This is a genomic window from Paenibacillus azoreducens (genome assembly GCF_021654775.1).
GTDB classification, from domain to species: domain Bacteria; phylum Bacillota; class Bacilli; order Paenibacillales; family Paenibacillaceae; genus Paenibacillus_AQ; species Paenibacillus_AQ azoreducens.
The window spans coordinates 3025590-3043637 of record NZ_AP025343.1 but is presented as its reverse complement, the minus strand read 5'-3'; the positions used below and the strand labels follow the sequence as shown (position 1 = coordinate 3043637).

Here is an 18048-nt window from a genome sequence, read left to right as displayed (position 1 = left end):
CTTTCTAGTTGAGATGGATATGAATATTTATGGATGCTGCCAAAATGAAAATAAGAAAGATCATTACGATTTCAATAGGTTTTATTGGTTAGCTATGTCAGTTTTTCTGCGTCACGATCAAGCTTTTTTATTAATAATTGCAGTTGCTTCATCTCTTCCTCTGTAAATTCAGCAAACAATTCATCCATAAATCGTTTTTTGTCTAGGTAACAGTCCTTTAAAATATCATTACCTGCATCCGTAATTTGCACAAGCACTTCCCGATTATTTTCTTCATTACGATTGCGGGTGACTAAGCCTTTTTCCTCAAGTATTTTTAAGTGTCTCGTAATCGCCGCTTGATCGATCTTCAACTCATGCTGCAGCTTCATTTGACAAAGACGGCCTCTTTCAAATAATTTGTACAGGATCTCGTATCTCGTCAAGCTAATGCCTGTTCGCTTTTCAAAATGCTGGGTTACATGCCTATCAATATTTTTGATCATGAGGAAAATTTGTTTCATTTCCTGACAAGACATGTGCATCTGTTTTTCTCACCTCCACATATGATCGATCAACAGTTGACTCGTCAATTATAGAGTAATGAAAATCATTTTTCAAGGATTTGTCCAAGCTTTCTCAAAAAGCCTACCGGATGTTAGGTTTTTCGAACATTAAACATATGCTATGTACGATTCCCTATGAGTCTTTCCCGAACTATACCTGGAATAGAAGTTTCAAATCTACATCCAAAGACTCTTTACATAGACTTTAGTACCATATTCGTTATCGAAATATATGAATTTCCATGGTATATTAAGGAAGCGTCTAAAATAAAACGGGGGATTGTAATGAAAAAAAACTCAAAATACCTGTTAATGCTCCTAATATTGTTCGCATCATCCATCTTTAGGCCTATATTTGTAAATGCCGATGGCCATTCGCTTCCAAATTCATATGATCCGCAAGAAGTAGCTGTATTCATTAATGGCCACATCAATATTTTAGAGCAAAAAACCTACCTGGCTAATGACGATAAGGTATATTTACCATTGAAATTATTAAACAGTCTAAAGGGGGTATCATTGGACACGAACAATGGCATAACTGTCGCCTCATCAAAAGGTAAGTTTAACATCAATAAAACTAATTCAGTAATCTATAAAAATTCAACCTACATAACCTTTGAAAAGTTATTGCAGATCACCGGTTACTCCGGCAAATATGTTGGGGAATATACAACAGTCTACTTATGGGACAACTACGGTCATTACCAGGAAACTGTAAAAATCATTAATAATTTAAAAACTGTACCTGATTCTGTCCGATGGTATATGGGGTCAAAAGTTTATCTATACCAGACCAATCAATTCGGATGGGTGATAAACATGAGTTCATCCGGCTTGATTACAGATGTCGAAATCCAATTAGTGAACAGTAAAATAGTACACGAGACCATTTTCGAAAATGTGCCATCTACTTTTTGTCATATTCTTCAATACAATCTTTTCACCAAAGAAGCTTTTAAAAATGAATATGTCTGGGCTAACAAAAAAGCACTGCCTTCTTCTACCCCGCTGTATAATATCGAAAGAATCAAAATTCTTTCCTTAAGCATTAAGGATGGGAATGCTGTCATTCAGGCAAGAAGAGCAAGTAATCAAAAAGTTACCTTCAAGATTCCTATCAATGGCTATCCAAACGGGGTTATTTATGATCATTTTTACACTCAAGATCCTAAAAAAGAGCACCCCAATTGGACGGATCGTATCTGGAATCTAATCGCCCAGCAAAAGATTGCCATTGGAATGACCCCAGATCAAGTGCTCATGTCATGGGGAGGACCGAATGACATCAATACATATACAAGTTCATATTCTTCTTTTGAGCAATGGGTATATGGCAATACTTATCTTCACTTTTATAACGGCCGTCTGGACTCATGGGCCACTTATTAAACTAATTCTCTGATAGCAGCATAAAAGCTCATGCTGTTGACGGCAATTGCACCGGACGGCATGAGCTTTTACAATTTCTAACTGTTTCAAACCATAAGGTTCCGCCCTTTTTTAGCTCTGCTGAGTGCGTGTTACAGGAATCCAGATTTCGCTCTTAAATGTGGATGATGTTGTATCCTTGCTCTCATTCCATAATATTTCCGGTCCCTCCACCTGCTCGTAATTAGAGGAAGGAAACCACTCGGAATAGATCCGTCCCCAGATCTCCTGAAGCGTACCGGGAAAAGGACCCACGGCTTCAAATACTGCCCAAGATGTTGCGGGAACGTTCAGCTCCGAAAGATTTTCCGGACATTCCCTTGTCGTCGCAGCGCCGATATAATGATCAAGCTCCCCCTTCTCCTCCATCCGGCCTTCGGAAAAGTTCGTTGAGGCGCTAAGGATACCTAAAGGTGCGGTATTCGAAAGCTTTTTTATCTGCGTGATCAAATCATCGTTAAGGCTTTCCCACATCGCGGCAATTTCCGGATTCACCCCGTGAAATATGATGGGGACTCTTTTTTTGATCCCAACAATACGAAAAGCCTCTTTTTCTTCAATACGGTACTTCATTTCGCTTCCTCCTTTAATGGTCAATTGAAAAGTCATTCGAGGAAGGATCTTCAACGATTGTCCGCTGACTCTGGCTTCTGTAGGCGTGACTCCATGATAGAGCTGGAAGGCTTTCGTAAATGCATCCGGCGAGTTGTATCCGTACTTTATCGCAACGTCAATGATCCTCGTCCGGCTTCCTTGAAGTTCAAATGCTGCCAGCGTGAGACGCCTGCGGCGGATATATTCCGATATCGTCAGACCGGCGAGGAACGAAAACATTCGCTTAAAATGATATTCGGAGCACAATGCCCGCCTTGCCGCTTCTTTAAAGTCCACCTCCTGCGTCAGGTTCTCTTCGATATAGGATAATGCATTGTTCAAGTTTTCAAGCAGATTCATGCACCCCCCTCCTTTCCTCAAAACCAGCGTAACAAAAAATGCAGCCGATGTTCCGATAGTTCATGTTCAAGTTTTGACGGGTTCGAAACGCCTAATGGTTATTGCTTTCTTATACTACCAGCTTACAGGATTATAAACATCATCAAGGCCGCTAAAAATAAGTTGTTAAATCCGTACAAGGCAACGTCAGGAAAAATGCGGCTTGATTATTTCTCGACATTGATGTATTTTTAAAACATACGCTACCGTATGTTGGAGGTGGATGATGCAGCTCTCAAGAGAAGACTGGATAAAAGCCGGGTTACGTAAATTAGCGTTAGCCGGAATCGATGCCGTTCGCGTTGAAGTGCTTGCGCGGGAGCTGAAAATAAGCAAAGGGAGCTTTTATCATCATTTTGAGGACCGGAGCGATCTTCTGGAATCGATGATCGATTATTGGGAGGAGCACGCAACCCGGAATATCATCAACGAATTAGAGGTGCATAACTCCCCATCGCTTGAACGCATACTGCAAGTTAGCTTCGCCCCGAATGAAGAAAATAAACAAATCGAATTCGCCATTTACGCATGGGCCAAACGATCTCCCGAACTCTCGGCCCGCATTGCCGAAATTGAAAACCAAAGGATACGTTATGTCGCAAAATTATATGAACACCGAGGTTTGAAGCCTGCGGCTGCACTCTCCCGGGCGAAGCTGGCCTACCTCGTTTATTTAGGATGGATGACCCGGTTTGGAGCCAAGGCCGACCTGGATATGGAAGATACATTCAGCCTTTTGCTTGATATCTAAGTTTGCCTCCCTAATGTGGCGAAAGTCATATTAGGGATTAAAAATCGCATCACCATACGCATCCGTATGTTTTAAGGAGGAAGAGCATGATGGAATTTTGGATGACCCTCATTTCAGCCGGCATTTTATCTCTTATCAGCATGCTGCATATGTACTGGGCGTTTGGAGGACGCTGGGGAACGGGAGCTGTTATCCCGCGCAGAAAAGGAGAAAGCCAGCCCGCTTTCGTCCCGGGCAAGTGGGGGACTTTGCTGGTGGCCTTCCTTCTCCTTATGGCTGTCTGCCTTCTTGTTATTCAAGGCGGGTTCCTGCCTACTATGAAAGCAGGTGCGCTCTCCCGCTGGGGCTGCATCGTTTGCGCGGCTGTTTTTTTGCTGCGGAGTATTGGCGACTTTAACTATGTCGGCTTTTTCAAAAAAGTGAAACATTCCGTTTTCGCAACCAATGATACGTTCCTGTACAGTCCGCTCTGCTTGTATCTCGGAATCAACTATGTTCTATTATTGTTATAAAAATCATCACTCTAATTCTGAACCGACCCTGCGCAAACGAATTCCGGAACTGGATTTAAAGGATTCAACAAATGCCTTGCCTCCTTTGAGATATTGGTCCATAAAATGAAGCGAAGCGGTATTAATAGCATGATGAATGCTTCTTGGATCCGAGTTCACCATTCCCAGGAGAGACGAAATGCTTCATCCATATCAAGAACATCCCCGCCTAGCCAATACTTTTGCCCTGCGCTTTTCTTCGCTGTCCTTCATTATTTAATCACACTTAATTATTAATATATACTTGTTCTTGTCAATATTAAAAAAACCGTCTATCGGCATACTCTTAAAGTAGCGCGGACCGCGTTAGCGGATGTTTCACAGCAAAAACCCGACCGGAGCTTGAACTCCAATCGGGTTTTTGTCGCAATCCCTTATTTTTCACGGCTTAAAAAGCACGCATCACATGCATTAAATATTCGTTTCGCTGCATTGGATTATAATCGGTCCGCGGCCTTGACGGCACATCGCCATGGACCTGGATGAATCCGGCCGGCTCTGCCATCATAAAACCTTCGCCTTGGGTGAAGGCATGCAAGCTCCTTTTGAAGCTTTCCGTCACGCCGACAGGGATCGTGCCCGTAATAAGGGCCATACCGTTCTCTACAACCGTTTCGCATACTACCGCCTGGATGGCGGATAATTTGAACACCGCTTTGCTCATTGCCTCTTCCGGCACCGTCAGCTCATAGCTGTAAATAGGTTCATATACTTCCGTGCCCGACTGCACTAGCGCATCCATTAACACAAGGGGAACAAGCTTTCGAAAATCGCCCGCTGTCGTCACTGGACTCGCATATCCGGTATGGGTCAATGTGACGATGATATCGGTGACTTCCCATCCGTACAAACCTTGCATGAGCGTCATGCGGACCGTCTCTTCAATGGCTTTATGAAAAGCCAAGGGCAATGAACCCAACTCGACTTCGAGCCTGTACGTGATTCCGCTTCCTGGCACGCCGGGGTCGATTCTAAAACCTACGGTCGCATAAAATGGATTATCACCCTCCATGATGACCTCCAGCGCCTGCCCTTTTCCCGCCGGTTTCTCCACGCAGACCGTTCGGGTATCCGAAAACCGGACATTCACTGCATAGGTTTCTTGCAAAGCAGCTTCAATCACTTCTTTTTGCACTTCGCCGAAAATGCGGATATACAGATCCTGATGGATTTCGTCTTTAACCACCTGAATTAACGGATCTTCTTCCGACATACTGACAAGAGCCTGGTACAGGTGATGCGTCTGGCTTGGGTCCACCGCTTCGATTCTCGTCTCCATCCGGGGTACGGCGAAACTGATCTGCTTGATCAAACTGGATTGTTCGCCGACGATATCCCCGATCCGAACATCTTCCAGCCCCCATACTTTTGCCAAATCACCGGCACCAATCTTGGGAGCGGGAACGGACTTTCCGTTCACCAGGGCATGAAGTTTTTTGATTTTACAATCATAGGTTTCATATTCGCCCTGCTTGTTGTTCCGTCCGACCTTCACTTGCTCCCGCAGGGAGAGACTCCCTGAAAACAGTCTGATATATGCTATCTTTTCCCCGCTTGCTTCTCTTTCGAGTTTAAATACAATCCCCGACAGCGCCGTTTCCTCCGGCTCATCATTCACCGGAAACCATCGGGTGATGCCTGCAAGCAAGTCCGCAACACCCACTCCGGTCATGGCTGACCCAAAATATACCGGATGCGCATTCGCTTGCCGCACCTGATCCCTGAATGCCGCTTCCACCCGTTCACCCGGCAGCATCTCGCCATTGACATAAGACTCAAGCAAACACTCGTCATGGGATGACAATAGCTCGATGCATTGCTCCAAAAACGCGGAGTCCGTGTCCCAATCAAAACGTTTTGGAGCAACGGACGCTTCCTTCTGGCCCGCATCATCAATTCTGCATAAAGAAATCACGTCCGGCGTCAACTTTGCGCGGATTTGTTCGACAGCCTGCTCGCCCTGAGCGCCAAGCCGATCAATTTTGTTCACGAACAAAATCGTGGGAATTCCCATTCTCCGCAAAACGGAAAACAGTATTTTCGTCTGCGCCTGCACGCCTTCCACCGCTGAAATGACTAAAATAACGCTATCCAATACGTTAAGGGAACGTTCCACTTCGGCGATAAAATCAGCATGTCCCGGCGTATCGATCAAATTCACCTTGTAACCGCCCAGATCAAAAGAAACCACGGACGCCTTGATCGTGATCCCTCTTTTCCGTTCCAGATCCATGGCATCCGTCTGCGTATTTCCTTGATCCACTCTTCCGAGCTCGTCAATCACATTTGTATCAAATAAAATACGTTCAGCCAAACTTGTCTTTCCGGCGTCTACATGCGCCAAAATCCCTATATTTATCATTTTCATGGATTATTATCCTCTTTTCTCTATTCATAACTTTCTCCTTTCGAATGATGTTAAATTGCCGCATTCCAATCACTCCAATCTAATGTATTACCCCCAGTATATGGGGATTGACGGTATATTTCAAACAAAATGACGATTCAAGCCGTTTATGGCATTCGGGCGTAATGCGTTTTCAACCAAAAAACCTCCTATCCCATTGCAACATGGTTTTGGAGGTTTTAAATGATATCTAGCTTTCGAAATAATCCAAGTCAATGTCATATTCCATCGTCCGTGCCGTTTCCTTCGCTACCTCTTTGCCTAGCAGCCGGACGACCATATGGAAGGCCATATGGATACCCGCGGAAATTCCTGCCGACGATACAATCCGATCTTCATCGACGAATTTGACGCCTTCCTCCACCTTAACCGCAGGGTATGTATCGCGCATCCGTTCGATGCTCGCCCAATGGGTCGTTGCGCGTTTGTCGTCAAGCAATCCCGCTTCCGCCAGCAAGAACGCTCCGGTACAAACCGATGTCATCCACTGTACCTCACCGAAACGATTGCCGATCCAGTCGATCACCGTTTTGTTTTTTACCAGACTCCTTGTGCCCATCCCCCCTGGAATGACCAGTAAATCATAAGGAGGCGCTGATTCGAAGCTGTAATCCGGCATCACTTTCAAACCGTTGCGGGCTGTAACCATGCGGCCATCCTCTGATATGGTGGTTACTTCAAAAGGGCTGTATGTTTCCCCTTGTTCCTGCTCTGCAGTCGTCACCGCAAACACTTCAAACGGGCCGGCAAAATCAAGCACCTCTACATCGTCAAACAGCAAAATACCAACTTTCCATCTATTCAACTTTACTCCTCCTATCCCCATTAGGGCATTTTGGCATCTCAAGGTGCTTATTGCAGCACGTATTTTCATCCTCATCATCATAACAGATCCGCGAGGAGATTGGATGACCAAAGAAGTGCTACAAAATGCGGCTAAATCTAAACAACGTCCACCGTATGCTTTCCTTAATTAGACATGATATTGACTATTTAATTCATTTCTGCCACAATAAAAGACAATATCATGACTAAATGCAGAAGGGAACATAGTATGGATATCCTAAGAGAGATCTTTTTAATGCAGCAAACATACGCCACCCTTTTTTCATTGACCAACAAACTTCAAATCCATGGCGATGAATACCTTGAACGCTTAACAGCAAGGCAGTTTATGGCCATGACGGCCATTGGGCATTTGCCCGAAAATGAAACCACGCTCAACAATATCGCGAGAAAGCTGGGTACCAGCAAGCAAAGCGCGAAACAGCTGATCACCATTATCGAAAAAAAAGGCTATGTCATGATCGTTCCAAGTCCGCAGGATAAACGTGCGGTGAATGTAAAAATCACGGATGCCGGAAAAAAGGTTTTGCTGGAGTCTGCCGAAAAAGGACTGTTCTTTTTAGAAGAGGTATTCAAACATTTTACGCCGGAAGAAATGGAATCCTTATGGAATCTGCTAAAAAAACTATATCAATATGACGGCGAAGAGCAGGACGGTTTTGAAGAGGAAAGCCGGGTTGAAATTGGTGAAGGTTACAGCGAAACGCAAACGAGAGTACTGAAGGAATTTGAAACCAGAAGACAAGCGCGGCAAAAGGAGCGGACAACCGATGAAAAATAAATCCGAAAAGCCGATTTGGATCGAAGAATATGTCCCTATAGGCGGTATCGAGCAATATCTGTTTCATTCAGGCACAAGTTCCGACAATCCGGTGCTGCTGTATTTGCATGGCGGTCCCGGCAGCGTTGAATGTTTATTTGCCCATCTTTTTCAGGATGAAATAGAGAAGATTTTTACCATCGTGCATTGGGACCAGCGCGGCGCCGGAAAAACGCTGATGAAAAATAAAGACAAGTATCCGACCATTGATTTGATGCTGCAGGATTTATTTGAGGTGATCCGGTATTTGAAGCAAAAATACAAAAAACAAAAAATCGTTTTGCTGGGCCGTTCCTGGGGAAGCGTGCTGGGGATGACATTTATCAAGCGATTCCCGAATGAGGTTGCTTATTTTATCGGCGTGGCGCAGGTCATTTCCATGCTTGAAAACGAGCGTGTTGGTTATGGCAAACTGAAAGAACTGATCCTTCAGGTTGGCGACCGGAAATCCTTGCATAAACTGGAGGCGATCGGCGAATACCCGGGAGAAAAATTAGTCATCGACAACCACTTTTTGAAAAAATGCGGTAAAATCCGCAAACTCCAAGGCAAATATCATTTGGCTGGCAAAAAGGATCTGCCGATCATGTTCAAAGTGATCAAAAGCCCTATTTTTAAATGGTCCGACATCACGGCTCTCATGAAGGGATTAAAGGCCAACCGCAATGTGCTGGAAACTTTTTTGGCTGGCTTCGATTTGTTTGCGGAACCGGCAGATTATCAAGTACCCGTTTACTTTATTTTAGGAGACCAAGACTGGCAAGCTCCTTATGTGATCGCCGAGAAATATTTCGGCAAAATCCAGGCTCCGCGCAAACAATTGTTTTTGCTTCCGGGAGCCGGACATCGCATTATGCTTGACCAAACGGAGTTGTTTACGAGTGCGCTTTCGGCAATTCGGAATAGGGAAGAAAATGAGGAGCTAAAAGGTATATGACTTTATTTAAAAAATCGATTAACCCCTGGTTGATACGCTTTGCCTGTTCATGATGAACAAAATTCGCGAATGATTTCCGCCTTCATTTCTTCAATCGGAAATTGTGCCGGATAGGTCGAAATCATCAGCATGATCCCCTGCAGCACGGATGAAAAGTATAATGACCGCTTTCTCGGCTCCTTGACTCCGAGGTTTTCGAACATCTCGCATTGCAAATTGAACTGTCTCGCGTTTTCCTCAATCAGGAGCTTACTGTATTTCGCAAGGACTTCGTCCGATTCAGGCTGGGTCTGCAAATGAAGATAAAATCGGAAAACCTCCGGTTTTTGCCTCACATTGTCAATCGCACCTTCGACGATGTACTTGAGCTGCTCGGCAGGTTTCTCGATAGCGGACGCAGCATTCATCACAAAAACCAATTCATCGATTCTGGTCTGAACCATTGTCGCGAGAAGTTCCTCTTTCCCTTTGAAGTAATTGTACAGCAAACCTTTGGAGATGTTCGCTTGCTTTGCTACGTCGTCAATCGATGTCGCATGATACCCCTTTTGCATGAACAGCTCCATTGCTGCATGTCGAATTTTCTCTATGGCAATCTGTCGTATCCGTTCATTTTCCTCTTGCGTTCGCGGCATGGCTGCTTTCCTCCAAAAAATCGATGATATGGCGATACAGTTCGTCAGGATGGGTTAGCGTAAGCATGTGATCCGCACCGGCCATTGTGACATAACGAAGATCGGGGATTTTCCGAAGGCATTCGGCCGCACGTATGTTATCAGGCAGTTCTTCCGAACCGATGATTAGCATGGTTTTCACCGACATGTCTTCCAGCCTTTCGATCGCGGGAGGATTGGGCCAAACCGATTCGAATGTCGCCCATTCCGTCGTTTTCTTTAAATGATGCCGGAACATCTGAAGCATGAGTTCCCAATGCGGGCTGGACTTTACGATGCGGTATGACGGAGCGTCAAAGGAAAGTTCAATGACCTTTTCGATATCGGGAAAAGCGGCATTGATCATCCGCATCCATTCTTCAAACTCATGAGACAAGGCGAAACCTGATAAAGACGGTCCAATTAGCACAAGTTCGGATACCCTTTCCGGGTGTTCCAACGCGAAATCGATTGAAATTCTGCCGCCCATGGAATGTCCTACGAGCACAGCCTTATCGATTTCCAAATGATCCAGCAAAGCAAGCAAGTCGGCAACATAGTTTGCCGGTTCAACAGGGGAAGGTGATTTTCCGGCGCCGCGTCCGTCAAACGCGATGACTTTATAGTTTTGGGCTAAAAGTGGAGCAGTAAACGTCCAGTCCCGTATATCCGCGCCGCCGCTGTGCAGGAGAACTACAGGTTTTCCATTTCCTTGAACTTCGTAATACAAATCCATTTGGGTCCCTCCCTTTATTAGTGGTTTATAATTACATTTTATTAATGAATGAACGTTTGGTCAATAAAAAATAATAGGATCTTTTCGTAAAGATTGTTGCTTTTGAAACAGATAAGAAATTATTTGATTTTTTGCTATTATATAACCAAGATCCTACTCAATTAGCAGGCATTTCCCTGAGTAGATTTTCATTCATTTGTATAAAAGGGAGAATTAAAATTCAAAAAGCAGTGATTTCGGATGCCGAGAAGCTGACAGAAATAATGAAAAAAACATTTGATGAAGAAGCAAGAAGATGGATTTTAAATCAAGAAATTTTAGATTACAATATCCAACCTCCTGGTTATTCCTCAGTTGAAAAGGTGTGACCTCCAAGGAACTAAGATTAGTAACAGTAACTTAAAAAACCTACAAATTACGGATAGTGACATCACAGGAATGACAATAGATAATATTCCAGTAGAAAAACTACTTGAAGTGAATTACCAAGAGTTAAAAAAGTAAAAATCACTTTAAAGCTTTTTTAAAAGGTAAATAGCTTGATTTGTTCGTGTTTGGGTAAGTCTGATCAAAATAGCAACGATCTATGCGAAAAGAGCCAAATAAAATAGGGGCTGTCCAATAAGTCCCCAAAATAAAAAGTTGGTCGGGAAAACGTCATGTTTTCCGCCCAACTTTTTTTGTTTTGTCGCTTTTGCAGGAAAGTAGCGGAACGGATGCCCGCCACCTTCGGTAGATTGTGGGCTAAAGCCACAATCCCAAACTCGGCGTGGACCTTCTCTGGCCCTCGCAAGGAGAAACGCCGGAACGACCTGTTGCCCTAGGAGGTTTTCTTGCAGCAGCTTTTCGATGCTACGGCAAAAGTAAAGCATTTTCGGGTAATCGTAAAGGATCACTTTGAGCATCATTTTGGGACGGTATGAACTGCGGCCTCCGCCTACGCTTCCGATTCTAACGGACACCACGACCGCTAAATGGCTAAAAACAGCTATTTTAAAAATGTAAGGGACACCACAGCGCTTAACTGCCCATAAACACCATCAAAAGCGAGTTTTTTCACTAAATAACTGCAGCTGTGTCCGTTAGAAATCATAATGGTCGAAATTGCCTACAATAGCGTCAGCAGTGTCCGTTAGAGTGTTGTGTGACTTTGCAATGCGTCCTTTGTGCTCGTCAACATCGCATCATAGAGTACATCTGTAACAATATATAAAGGAAATAATAGATATTACCTATAAACCCATAAATATGAAGTTGATATCGGCTGCCTTTACCACCTGGATCTATCACTGTGTGTGGGTGGATTCCTCTACGGGTTCAGATGTGGGGCCAGTGAAAGTGGAGGGCAGCAATGGATTAAAATCGAAAAGTGGCGATGCAGAACTAGCTCTGCTCGTCACTTTTGGATTACCCAACCGTTTCTAATTCCAAGCGAGCTGTCTGATCAGCAAACTACTAACCTACTTTGGGGACAGCCCGTTTCGTTAGTTCATCTCAACTTTCAATACGTTGGTAATGCCGGAACTTCAAACCTGGGCTCAACTTTTTCACTTTGATCTGTTATTTCAAAGCCGCGACCACTTCTTCGCTGGTCCGGATTTTACCGATCTTCGGAAAAATATATTTGCATACATAATCATGTTCTTCCTTCGTTGAAGCCGTCATCGCATCTTCCACAAACACCTGGTGGTATCCATGCTGATAAGCTTCTCTTGCCGTCGTATCCACGCCGACAGACGTCGAAATCCCGCATAACACGATCGTGTCAACGCCGCGGCGGCGCAGCTGCAGGTCCAGGTCCGTGCCGAAAAATGCCCCCCACTGCCGTTTCGTAACCATATGCGCTTGTGGAGTATCAGCTAATTCGGGCACAATCCGATCCCAACCTTGCGGGAATTGCGGCTGGCTTACATTTATATCCGTTGCTGGTTTTAGCATATCTTTTCCGTCAACGGTCGAGACTTTCACGAAAACGACAAACGCGCCCTTTTCCGTAAATGCGTCCACCAATTTGCTTGCGCTGCGCACTACCTCTTCTCCCGTATATGGAGCCCGCTGCCCGTGCACAATCCCGTTTTGCAGGTCGATCACCACCAACGCCGTTTTTTCCGCTTTCAATTGTTCCCTTTCTTTTGTCAAGTTAGATTCCATCTTCTTCTCTCCCATTGATTAGTTTAATTTTGCCCAAGGACCCTATCGCTGCGCTGCTGTTTAGCTTTTTATACACCGTGAAATAAACCCATGCCGCGTTTGCCAACAGCAAAGCGCTGGTAATGAAAAACACATATTTCATACCGAACCACGCCGCCACCTGACCGCCCAGCAGCGCGCCTGCAAAGGCGCCCAAATACCCGGCCGACATATTGAAACCGAATATTCTGCCTGTCAACTCAGACGGCGTAATTTTTTTGACCAGAATATTGACGGAGGGAATCAGACCTGCCGCCGCGAGTCCAAACAAGAAGCGCAGTACCATAAGCTGCCATGGGTTTTGCACAAAAGCCTGCGGAATGAAAACTACGCCTGCCGCTATGAGAGCAGCTAAAATTACCTTTTGCGCTCCGATTTTGTCAGAAAGCTTTCCGAGTCCGGGTGCGGCCAAAATATTGGCAAGCCCCGATGCGGAGAAGGTGATTCCCGCCAGCAACGCAATATGACCGGTATGGCCGGACAGTTGGGTAATATAGACCGTAATGATGGGTTCTACCGAATAGAGTGCCACAGTAAGTACGAAAAAAGTCACGAACATGCTTATGGTCAAGCTTTTTTCGGGGATGCTGCGCCATATTTCCTTAATGCCCGCCGCCTGTTTGTGTTCGCGCACAAAGGATTCTTGGACGAACAAAAGCGTTGCTATAAAAGCAATAAACAAAAGCGCGCCGGTAATAAAAAATGAATCTCTCAGGCCCCAATGCTCAGCCACAAAACCGCCGATCATCGGACCAAGCAATGAGCCGGCAATATTCGCCGTTGACAGCGTGCCCAGTGCCATTCCCGCATGTTCCTTGTCCGTCTGGGTGGCGATCAATGTCGTGCACGCGGTGCTGTAACCCGTAATGGTCCCCTGCAAGATCCGGAGTCCGATCAACACGTATACATTGTGTGCAAATCCCATGCAGCCCACGACAACCGCCATCCCGAGGCTTGCCCGCAGCAGCATCGGTTTGCGTCCGTACTTATCGGCAGCCTGTCCCCAAATGGGCGAAAAAATGGCCGAAATAATGTAGGTAATGCCAAAGGCAATGCCGGAAAATTGGGCTATGGACGATGGATTATTTACTCCGAGCTGCTTGATATAAAGCGGCAAAATGGGCGCGATTTGACTCATGCCCACGCCGGTGACAAACATCCCGAACCAGCAAACGATCAAATTTCTTTTCCAAATCGGCATCATATCCCCCCGCAAAGTGAAGTGTAGCCTCCGAAGTTTATTCCGAATATTTTGCGGGGACCCCGGAAGTTTATATTTTCTAACATATTGAAAAAAAGACCTCCCTTCCGCTATATGCAAGAGTCCTTGTCAATGAACCATGAACAATAACATCCTTATATTAGCTCGGAGAGTGTCCTTATACCATGCATTATTCTAAACTCCATGGACATTTTTGCTGTAATATTCCGATGGACTCATCCCTTCGGTTTTTTTGAATATGCGGCTGAAATAAAATTCATCCGCGTATCCCAGCGCCTGGGCTACTTCCTTTACCTTTTTATCTCCTTCAATCAGCAGTTCCTTCGCTTTATCCATTTTGATCTTATTAAAATACCCGATGACCGAGTAACCCGTCGTTTCCTTAAACATCCTCGATAGATACGCAGGCGTCAGCTGCACCAACTGCGATAAATCGGTCAAGGTGACCTTATCGTTGATATGCTCATGCATGTACCCAATGATTTTTTCCACCTTTAAGGAAGTGGCATAATTTTGACTTTGCTTTTTTATGTTTTGGAAAATGGCGATAAGCAGCTGCTGCAGCAAGGTTTTGGACGTAAACTCGTACCCTGGAAGCTTGACGTTCCAGCTGTCCACCAGCTTTTGAAACAGATCCTGCACCGGATAAGCATCCCTTAATTCATAAGCCGGATGCAGGGGCAGCATTTCCTCATCGTCTTCGACTGCCCATATGCCATCATTCAATCCCACATGCGCAAAGCTGAAATGGACGGTCAAGAAACCCGAAGGTTTGTCAGAGTCCGGCTCAATTTGATGCAGCATGCCTCGGCCGATATAATACAGCATTCCTTTTTGGATCGGATAAATTCGTTTGCCGATTTTGATCCGCCCAGCCCCCTCGGTAACCCAAATAAGCTCATGATGCGGCAGCGTTCTCGTTATTTTACGGAAAGGCTTGAGCGGTTCCTTGTATTTTCGACCATTACAATAATGGATGTGGAAAAAAAGTTGATTGAAATTCACGGGTACCTCCACTTTACTTTTCGAATGCTTTTCTTTATCTGAACCCTCTGTCCGATACATATTGAGATTATCACATTCGGAGGCAAGCATGAAAATAGCCGATCATACCGAGACGGGGAGCAGCCTTTAGGAACGATCACGCACTCCGCAGCAATCAACCCGCATCATTTTAATGACTATTTTCAGTATATATCCTGTCTTGGCATGAAAATTGCTTATTAAAAATATTAGACCGCAACTTATACCGGACAGGTTCACGTGAAAAGGGAGGCAAGACCAATGATCAGAATCGAGCAAGACATTCTAGGGGCGCGCGTGCTGCCCGCCCATGCTTATTACGGCATTCAAACGCTGCGGACCGTCGAAAACTGTCCCCGTGCCGCCGTGCCAGTTCACATTGAGTTAATTATGGGTGTGGCCATCATAAAAAAAGCTGCCGCAAAAGCCCATCTTGATCTGGGCACGCTGCCGGAGCGGATCGGCAATCGGATCGTCAAAGCCGCGGATGAGGTGATGATTGGAAAACATGCGGAAGACTTTATCGTGAATATATGTCAGGATATTACAGGCGACGCTCTTAACATGAATATGAACGAAGTTCTTGCCAACCGCGCGCTTGAGTTTATGCTTGAGGATAAAGGAAATTATTCATTGATTGACCCTATCCGCCATGTCAATTTGGATCAGACGGCAGATGGCGTGATTTCTTCGGCTCTCCGCATCGCCGCCCATCGATTGTCCCAAACCTTGATCCGGTCCATTGATCAGCTGATCGGCTGTTTACTCGCCCAATACAAGCGAGCCGATCCGCCTGCAGAGCCGGAAAACCTGCAGTTGGGAACACCGGCATGGCTTGGCGGCCAATATGCGGATTCCGCGCGTTGCCTGCAAGATGACTTGAAACGGCTCATCGCGGCCGCTTCGCTGCTTCCAGCTGATTTTCTGGGTGCTGAGCATATTGTGCCCGCGCCGAATGCGAGTGCGGAGTTTACGGCAAAAATCGGAACGTATTTGCTGGAGATAACGCAAATCAGCGATTATGATTATGGCTTTAACGATGGCATAAATACAGTTAAGAGCAGCGATATGTTTGTCCAGCTCTCTTCCGCGCTCAAACATTGTGCCATGAGCCTGTCGAAATTATGCAGCGATATCCGCCTCGCCGTGTCGCAGCAAACCGCTCCAAGCAAACCGGATTTGAATACAAACACGGAACTTAGAGCCGCTGAAGCTTTGCAGCAAATCGCATTTCAGGCAGTCGGTTTGGACCATAGCCTTTTTCTGGCTGCGGAAACCGGAATGGTTGACCGAAATGCCGTTCCGCCGCTTATCGTCCATAACCTGCTTGAATCCTTGAAATTACTGAACACGGGCATCGAATCTTTTACGCTCTCGCTCACGGAAAAGACGGACTCAGTATATCAACTACCGGCCATATAACCGGATCGCTACACCTTCATCTTTAGCAATATGAATCTCACCATTTCAAAAGGGGCTGCCCCAGATATTAATCTGAAGCAACCCCTTTTTCATTTTCGATCCCTGCGGGCCGAAGAAGATAAAATCCTTAATTCTTCCCGGTATTTGGTGACCGTTCTGCGCGACAACCGTATTCCTTCCGCTAAAAGCATATCGGCGATTTTCTGGTCGGAGTATGGATATCTTTTATCCTCGGAATCGATAAGCTCCTTGATCTTCGCTTGCACCGTCCGTGAGGATACTCCACCCCCGTCTGAAGTTGACAAGCCGGCCGCAAAAAAATACTTCAAGGGAAACACGCCGTACGGAGTGAGCACGTATTTGCCGTGAACCGCGCGGCTGACCGTCGATTCATGCATATCCAGCTTGCCCGAGATCGTGTTTAAGGTCATGGGCCGCAGGCCTTTCGCTCCTTCTGACAGAAATGCTTGCTGCTCCTCCATGATAGCGCATACAACCCTCGTCAAAGTTAATTTCCGCATCTCTACGCTGCGGACTAGCCACTCAGCCGACTTGTAGCATGTGTTTAATTGCAGCCCTTCCTCTGCCGGTTTGCGCATTTTGATCCAGTTCCGCCATTCATCGCTAATCGACAGCTTGGGAACATTTGAAGAAAGCAAGGAGACCGTAAATCCGTCCCCGTGTCGCTCGACAACGGCATCCGGGACGATAAACTGCCGATTGAAAGCTCCCATGGCCAGCCCGGGACGCGGATTCAAGCTGCGGATATATCGGGAGGCGCTGGTTGCCTGTTCCTTCGAAATCCGCAAATCCGAGGTTATACGTTCCAAGTTGCCATGAGCCAATTCCGGCAAATAATTATCTACGATTTCATAAGCAAACGGGACGGAATCCGGATCGCGGGCAATCTGCAGCAGCAGGCATTCCCGCAGATCCCTGCCGGCTATGCCGGCAGGTTCCAGGGATTGCAGCGACTCAAGCGCGGCCATAAGGACCGCTTCCGAAACATTTAACATCGAACGGATTTCCGTCAATGGAATGTCCAAATAACCGTCGTCATTCAAATTCCCGGCCATATATGCAGCCGCACGATATACTTCCGCAGGGAGCGAGAGGAGGCGCAGCTGGCTCTTCAGCTTCTCCTCCATCGTATCCTGCGTCCCGGCTGCGTTCCAAAGCGGATCCCGCTCCAATCGCATCCCTTCGCCGCGTCTGATCCTTCCGCTGTATGCCCGGGCTTCCCAGCCGTCCTCAAGCTCGAGCACCGGATTTTCGGTCGCCTGTTCATGCAAATATTGTATCAGTTCATCGGCAGGCAATGACAATATATGAATGGATTGCTTCAGTTCAGGAGTAAGCGCCAGCTTGAGGCGTTGGTCCTGCACCAATTGATACCCTAACAACGTCCTCCCCCCTTCCCTTTGTTTTTTGGTTAGAATACCCTTTACTATACTTTACTCAAAATAGTGCAAAAAGAACATGGGATAAGATCAATTAAAAGGATGCGAAAGTGCATCCTTT

General features: G+C 45.8%; 16 protein-coding genes and 1 pseudogene. 7 read left to right on the top strand and 10 right to left on the bottom strand.

The features are described 5' to 3' along the window. Window positions 1-92: 92 nt before the first annotated feature. Complete coding sequence (locus tag L6442_RS13260; protein WP_272880352.1) at window positions 93-485, bottom strand: MarR family transcriptional regulator; 393 nt, start codon at window positions 483-485, stop codon at window positions 93-95. A gap of 345 nt (window positions 486-830) precedes the next feature. On the opposite strand from L6442_RS13260, the gene L6442_RS13255 reads away from it, so the two are divergent. Beyond that, complete coding sequence (locus tag L6442_RS13255; protein WP_212977309.1) at window positions 831-1937, top strand: hypothetical protein; 1107 nt, start codon at window positions 831-833, stop codon at window positions 1935-1937. A 111-nt stretch (window positions 1938-2048) separates the two neighbouring features. On the opposite strand, the gene L6442_RS13250 is transcribed toward L6442_RS13255, so the two are convergent. Further along, the gene (locus L6442_RS13250; protein WP_212977308.1) at window positions 2049-2930 is read right to left on the bottom strand and encodes an AraC family transcriptional regulator; all 882 of its coding nucleotides are present in this window, start codon (window positions 2928-2930) and stop codon (window positions 2049-2051) included. A gap of 265 nt (window positions 2931-3195) precedes the next feature. On the opposite strand from L6442_RS13250, the gene L6442_RS13245 reads away from it, so the two are divergent. Together L6442_RS13245 and L6442_RS13240 are read left to right on the top strand one after the other, a co-directional pair. Beyond that, window positions 3196-3720: a TetR/AcrR family transcriptional regulator gene (locus tag L6442_RS13245; RefSeq protein WP_212977453.1), complete on the top strand. Its 525-nt coding sequence runs from the start codon at window positions 3196-3198 to the stop codon at window positions 3718-3720. Between the two features lie 89 nt (window positions 3721-3809). Next, entirely contained in the window at window positions 3810-4232 is a 423-nt protein-coding gene (locus tag L6442_RS13240) for a DUF3995 domain-containing protein (RefSeq protein ID WP_212977452.1), read from the top strand. Window positions 4233-4659: 427 nt separating this feature from the next. Here the strand turns inward: L6442_RS13240 and L6442_RS13235 are convergent, their stop codons facing one another. Both L6442_RS13235 and L6442_RS13230 read right to left on the bottom strand, forming a co-directional pair. After that, complete coding sequence (locus L6442_RS13235) at window positions 4660-6639, bottom strand: elongation factor G (protein ID WP_212977307.1); 1980 nt, start codon at window positions 6637-6639, stop codon at window positions 4660-4662. Between the two features lie 229 nt (window positions 6640-6868). Then, entirely contained in the window at window positions 6869-7483 is a 615-nt protein-coding gene (locus L6442_RS13230; RefSeq protein WP_237100301.1) for a DJ-1/PfpI family protein, read from the bottom strand. A 249-nt stretch (window positions 7484-7732) separates the two neighbouring features. Between L6442_RS13230 and L6442_RS13225 the strand changes: the two genes are divergently transcribed. Then, complete coding sequence (locus L6442_RS13225; RefSeq protein ID WP_212977305.1) at window positions 7733-8305, top strand: MarR family winged helix-turn-helix transcriptional regulator; 573 nt, start codon at window positions 7733-7735, stop codon at window positions 8303-8305. After that, entirely contained in the window at window positions 8295-9281 is a 987-nt protein-coding gene (locus L6442_RS13220; RefSeq protein WP_212977304.1) for an alpha/beta fold hydrolase, read from the top strand. The genes L6442_RS13225 and L6442_RS13220 overlap by 11 nt, the downstream gene beginning before the upstream one ends. A gap of 47 nt (window positions 9282-9328) precedes the next feature. On the opposite strand, the gene L6442_RS13215 is transcribed toward L6442_RS13220, so the two are convergent. Both L6442_RS13215 and L6442_RS13210 read right to left on the bottom strand, forming a co-directional pair. Continuing rightward, complete coding sequence (locus L6442_RS13215; protein WP_212977303.1) at window positions 9329-9916, bottom strand: TetR/AcrR family transcriptional regulator; 588 nt, start codon at window positions 9914-9916, stop codon at window positions 9329-9331. After that, complete coding sequence (locus tag L6442_RS13210; protein WP_212977302.1) at window positions 9891-10670, bottom strand: alpha/beta fold hydrolase; 780 nt, start codon at window positions 10668-10670, stop codon at window positions 9891-9893. Before L6442_RS13210 ends, L6442_RS13215 begins: the two co-directional genes overlap by 26 nt. A 200-nt stretch (window positions 10671-10870) precedes the next feature. Between L6442_RS13210 and L6442_RS13205 the strand changes: the two are divergent. Further along, window positions 10871-11029 (top strand): annotated as a pseudogene (locus L6442_RS13205) (GNAT family N-acetyltransferase); the annotation flags it as partial. Between the two features lie 1201 nt (window positions 11030-12230). Here the strand turns inward: L6442_RS13205 and L6442_RS13200 are convergent. The 3 genes from L6442_RS13200 to L6442_RS13190 form a co-directional block, all read right to left on the bottom strand. Continuing rightward, window positions 12231-12821 carry a hydrolase gene (locus L6442_RS13200; RefSeq protein ID WP_212977301.1) on the bottom strand — a complete coding sequence of 197 codons (591 nt, stop codon included), beginning with the start codon at window positions 12819-12821 and terminating at the stop codon, window positions 12231-12233. Further along, window positions 12811-14061, bottom strand: a complete 1251-nt coding sequence (locus L6442_RS13195) for a multidrug efflux MFS transporter (RefSeq protein WP_212977451.1) — start codon at window positions 14059-14061, stop codon at window positions 12811-12813. The genes L6442_RS13200 and L6442_RS13195 overlap by 11 nt, the downstream gene beginning before the upstream one ends. A gap of 195 nt (window positions 14062-14256) precedes the next feature. After that, window positions 14257-15087, bottom strand: coding sequence for a helix-turn-helix transcriptional regulator (locus tag L6442_RS13190; protein ID WP_212977300.1), 831 nt, complete (start codon window positions 15085-15087; stop codon window positions 14257-14259). A 279-nt stretch (window positions 15088-15366) separates the two neighbouring features. On the opposite strand from L6442_RS13190, the gene L6442_RS13185 reads away from it, so the two are divergent. Further along, window positions 15367-16527 carry a lyase family protein gene (locus L6442_RS13185; RefSeq protein ID WP_212977299.1) on the top strand — a complete coding sequence of 387 codons (1161 nt, stop codon included), beginning with the start codon at window positions 15367-15369 and terminating at the stop codon, window positions 16525-16527. Between the two features lie 89 nt (window positions 16528-16616). On the opposite strand, the gene rpoN is transcribed toward L6442_RS13185, so the two are convergent. After that, window positions 16617-17930 (bottom strand): RNA polymerase factor sigma-54, encoded by a 1314-nt coding sequence (gene rpoN / locus L6442_RS13180; RefSeq protein WP_237100300.1) that lies wholly within the window; start codon window positions 17928-17930, stop codon window positions 16617-16619. Window positions 17931-18048 lie beyond the last annotated feature (118 nt).